This window comes from Clostridium tagluense (assembly GCF_003865095.1).
Taxonomy (GTDB): domain Bacteria; phylum Bacillota; class Clostridia; order Clostridiales; family Clostridiaceae; genus Clostridium_AD; species Clostridium_AD tagluense.
Window position 1 is genome coordinate 1 of sequence record NZ_BHYK01000074.1, and the last position, 4,824, is coordinate 4,824.

The 4,824-nt window shown below is 32.1% G+C and carries 5 protein-coding genes; 4 read left to right on the forward strand and 1 reads right to left on the reverse strand.

The window, feature by feature from the left end; translation table 11 throughout:
• Nucleotides 1-333 precede the first annotated feature (333 nt).
• Nucleotides 334-1,839, reverse strand: coding sequence for a DUF1846 domain-containing protein (locus Ctaglu_RS24280; RefSeq protein ID WP_125006594.1), 1,506 nt, complete (start codon nt 1,837-1,839; stop codon nt 334-336).
• A gap of 392 nt (nt 1,840-2,231) precedes the next feature.
• On the opposite strand from Ctaglu_RS24280, the gene queD reads away from it, so the two are divergent.
• From queD to queC, 4 genes are read left to right on the forward strand one after another with little or no spacing between them, the layout of a single operon-like run.
• Nucleotides 2,232-2,663 (forward strand): 6-carboxytetrahydropterin synthase QueD, encoded by a 432-nt coding sequence (queD, locus tag Ctaglu_RS24285; protein WP_125006596.1) that lies wholly within the window; start codon nt 2,232-2,234, stop codon nt 2,661-2,663.
• A 1-nt stretch (nt 2,664) separates the two neighbouring features.
• Nucleotides 2,665-3,330, forward strand: a complete 666-nt coding sequence (gene queE / locus Ctaglu_RS24290; RefSeq protein WP_125006598.1) for a putative 7-carboxy-7-deazaguanine synthase QueE — start codon at nt 2,665-2,667, stop codon at nt 3,328-3,330.
• A 4-nt stretch (nt 3,331-3,334) separates the two neighbouring features.
• Nucleotides 3,335-3,925: a GTP cyclohydrolase I gene (folE, locus tag Ctaglu_RS24295; RefSeq protein ID WP_125006600.1), complete on the forward strand. Its 591-nt coding sequence runs from the start codon at nt 3,335-3,337 to the stop codon at nt 3,923-3,925.
• 17 nt (nt 3,926-3,942) lie between these two features.
• Nucleotides 3,943-4,599 carry a 7-cyano-7-deazaguanine synthase QueC gene (gene queC / locus Ctaglu_RS24300; protein WP_125006602.1) on the forward strand — a complete coding sequence of 219 codons (657 nt, stop codon included), beginning with the start codon at nt 3,943-3,945 and terminating at the stop codon, nt 4,597-4,599.
• The last annotated feature ends 225 nt before the right edge of the window (nt 4,600-4,824 follow it).

Here is a 4,824-nt window from a genome sequence, read left to right on the forward strand (position 1 = left end):
TCGTTCTCCTTTTCAGTTTCGTCACTAAAAAGGATAGTATATTTTGAGGGTGCTGGCAATGGATTTTTCCATTTTATGCTTGGTTTTTTAAAGGCCGGTCTGCATTGATTTTAGTATACCAGAAACACTCTATCATTTATAGTCGTTACTTTTATTATTTTATACTACTATCTATAAGATAATTTCAAACAAATAATAAAACAAAATAATAGGGACAGTTAATAATTTATTAAAGTTATTAACTATCCCTATTATTTATTTGTATAATTTACCGTTTATCACGCGGATGACATTTTTTTGACTTACACCATGCCACTTGCCACATGGATGGCACTATATGTAGTAAAGACTTTCTGTTGCGTATTCAGCATCAGATGTTATGTCTATACCAAGCTTTCTGAAAGTTTGCTCATCATTTGTACTTACAATTGTGGTTGAGTGAGCTTGACATCCTTTTAACATTACTAACTTATCCATAGCTACCTTTGCTGTTGGATTAGTAGCAGCACATATACTAAGTGCAATTAGTACATTTTCACAATCTAAAGCTGGTTTCTTACTTCCCAATATTTTTGATTTTAGATTTATAATTGGCTCAAGTATAACTGGAGAAATAAGATGAATTTCGTCATCTATATTTGCAAAATGTTTAACAGCATTTAAAATTATAGCAGCTGTTGCATCCATTATATCTGAACTTTTACTAGTTAATATTGTTCCATCATTAAGCTCTATTGCAAGGGCTGGGCAAGCTTCATTTTTGCTGGAACATTGCTTTAAATTAGCTGAGCGCTCTCTTGCAGGCATAACAACTTTTCTATCTTGCTGTTTCAAGTTAAGTTCTTCCATAAGAAGCTTTACTCTCTCGAAGGTTTCTTTATCTATATAACCTTTTTTATATTCACAACCTGTTTTGAAATACCTTCTTATTATCTCTTGCCTAGATGCTTCTTTAATAACATCATCGTCAATAATTCCAAACCCTACTCTATTAACTCCCATATCTGTTGGAGATTTATAAACAGCTTCTTCTCCTGTTATTCTTTCTATAATTCTCCTAAGTACAGGAAAAGTCTCAATATCACGATTATAGTTTACAGATATCTTATTATAAGCATCAAAATGGAAGGAATCTAGCATATTTATATCGTTAAGATCTGCTGTTGCAGCTTCGTATGCAATATTTAGTGGATGCTTTAGTGGAACATTCCATACTGGGAAGGTTTCAAATTTTGAATAACCGGCAGCTCTTCCTTGCTTATGTTCATGATAAAGTTGACTAAGGCAAGTACCTAGCTTACCACTTCCTGGTCCTGGTGCAGTTACAACCACAATAGATTTTGTTGTTTCAATAAATGGATTTTTACCATATCCCTCATCACTTACAATTGCATCTACATCTGAAGGATATCCTTTAGTTGCCCTATGTTTATATACTTTTATGCCTCTGCGTTCAAGCTTATTTATAAAAATCTTAGTTGCTGGTTGCTCATCATATCTAGTGATAACAACGCTATTTACATCAAGTTCATAAGCGCGTAAATCATCAATTAATCTTAAGACATCCACATCATAAGTGATACCATAGTCCCCTCTTATTTTGTTTCTTTCGATATCTCCTGCATATACACAAATAATAACCTCAACTTTTTCTTTTAATTTATGTAGTAACTTAATTTTTGCATTTTCATCAAAACCTGGCAAAACTCTTTTTGCATGAAGATCATTGAAAAGTTTCCCACCAAATTCTAAATATAACTTATCATAATCATTAACTCTTTCTAAGATAAACTTTGATTGTTCTTCTAAATATTTTTTCTGATCAAATCCTATTTTCATTATTACTCCTCACTTGCACCGTTATTTTTTAGATATTTTATAACAAATATTTTATAACCAATATTTTACCATAAATAATACAATTAAATTTGCTTTTACAACTTAATATTATTACACAATTTTAGTTTAAAGTAAACTGAAATTGTAATTGAAATTTGACATAGCAAGTAATTTATAGTACCATTAAAAATGTTAAAACTTAATAAGACAGTTCTAAACCATCCTGTCTATAAACAAAACTAGGACGTAACTACCGTTTTAGGTAGCTTTTTTTTGTATAGGGTGTATTATGCCCTTTTTTATTTATAAAAAAACTATAAAATATAAAAATTATGTAGATTTCGGGAAAAATAATAATTAAATTAACATAAATTCTAGGGGGAGTGTCCTATATGTATATTTTAAAGGCAGAACATAGCTTTGACAGTGCACATTTTCTTTCTGGTTACGTGGGAAAATGTTCAAATATTCACGGACATAGATGGAAGGTTGAAGTTTACGTACAATCAGAAACCTTGCTAAAAGGCGGTCAACTTGATGGTATGGTAATAGATTTTGGAGATTTAAAAAAAGATGTTAAGGCTATGGTAGATTGTTATGACCACGCCTTAATAGTGCAAGAAGGCACCATGCGTTTCGAAACCTTAAATTGTATAAAGCAAGATGGCTTTAATGTGATTGTGGTTGATTTTAGACCAACAGCAGAAAACTTTGCAGGGTTTTTCTTTAAACTAATGAAGGATATAGGCTATAATGTAAAAAGAACTACGGTTTATGAAACACCAACTAACAGTGCAACATATGAAGAAAGCGAGGCACGTTAAAATGAAATTTAAAGTAGTTGAAAAGTTCACAAGCGTCAACGGAGAAGGTCCTCTTTCAGGTCAGCTTGTAGTATTTATAAGATTTGCAGGCTGTAATTTAAATTGTAGCTACTGCGATACCACTTGGGCTAATACTCCCGATGTGTGTTATGACCTCATGACAGCAACAGACATATATAAATATATTAAATCTACCGAAATTAGAAATGTAACCTTAACCGGTGGCGAGCCCTTACTTCAAGAAGGAATTATAGAATTGTTAGAAATGCTTTCTAAAGATAGCTTGCTTCATATTGAAATTGAAACTAATGGCAGTGTTGCTTTAAATGAATTTAGCATTATAGAAAATCCACCCAGCTTTAATATGGATTATAAATTACCCTGGAGTAATATGGAAGATAAAATGAATTTAGATAACTTTGCGTCTTTAAGTTATAAAGATACTGTTAAATTTGTGTGTGGTAGCAATGAAGATTTACAAAAGACCAAATTCATAATAGATAAATATGAGCTTTCTAATAAAACCAATGTATATATTAGTCCAGTATTTGGACAAATTGACCTAGAGATGATTGTAGACTTTATGAAGGATAATAAAATGAATGGTGTTAATCTTCAAATTCAACTTCATAAAATCATCTGGGATCCAAATAAGAGAGGTGTATAAAATTATGGCAATTGATACAAAAGCAATAGAAGAACATATAAGAGGAATTTTAATAGCTTTAGGTGATGACCCATGTCGTGAGGGACTTAAAGATACCCCTGCACGTGTAGCTAAAATGTATGAAGAAGTATTCGCTGGCATGTGCTATAGCAATGATGAAATTGCTGAGATGTTTAATACAACGTTTGTTGATGATTTAATAGTTAATGATGACTCCCTGGATATAGTTATAATGAAAGATATCCAAATATTCAGCCATTGTGAACACCATTTAGCCCTTATGTATAATATGAAAGTTTCAGTTGCATATGTCCCTACTAAAAAGATTATTGGACTAAGTAAAATAGCAAGAATAGCTGATATGGTAGGTCGCAGATTGCAACTTCAAGAAAGAATAGGAACAGACATAGCTGATATTATGCAGAAGGTAACTAACTCCCCAGATGTGGCCATTATTATAGAAGGTGAACATGGCTGCATGACAACTCGCGGAATAAAAAAACCAGGCACTAAAACAATGTCAACTACTTTTAGAGGAAGATTTAACACGGATGTAATTTTGAATAATAAATTGATGATGCTTTATAATAAATAAAGGATGGTGTATTAGTCATGAATAGTGAAAAAGCAGTAGTAGTATTCAGTGGTGGACAAGATAGCACAACTTGCCTGTTTTGGGCGTTAAAGAAATATAAAGAGGTTATAGCTATATCTTTTGATTATAGTCAAAAACATATATTAGAACTAGATTGTGCAAAGGATATATGTAAAAAACATGGTGTAGAATATCATTCTTTAGACCTAAATCTTTTAAATCAGTTAGCACCAAATTCCTTAACAAGAAAAGATATGATCGTGGACACTGATGCTCCCAGTGATGGTGTCCCTAATTCCTTTGTAGATGGAAGAAACTTATTATTCTTAACCTTTGTAGCGGTATTTGCAAAGCAAAGAGGGATAAATAATATTATAACTGGTGTATCTCAAAGTGATTTTAGTGGTTACCCGGATTGTAGAGATGTGTTTATAAAATCCTTGAATGTTACCTTAAACTTAGCTATGGGCTATGATTTTGTAATTGAAACCCCTTTAATGTGGATTAACAAAGCAGAAACTTGGAAAATGGCTTATGATTTAGGTGTACTCCCTGTAGTTAAAGAAGATACCTTAACTTGTTATAATGGAATAAAAGGTAATGGTTGTGGGGACTGCCCTTCTTGTAAACTAAGAAAAAAAGGATATTTGGAATTCAAAGAAAAATACCTTTAAAAAATCGAATAGAGGCTAACAATTAAAATGTTTCGCCCCTTTCACAACACCGTACGTACCGTTCGGTATACGGCGTTTCATTATTTTACGGTTTAACGTGGCTATAATAATCCGAAAAGAATATGTAGTTACGTCTCTTTAAAGTATCATTTGTTAATGAGCGAGTCATAATTGGGCTGTTGGAAATTCTCCAATAGCCTTTTCTTGTGTTTGCGAATTCCAATG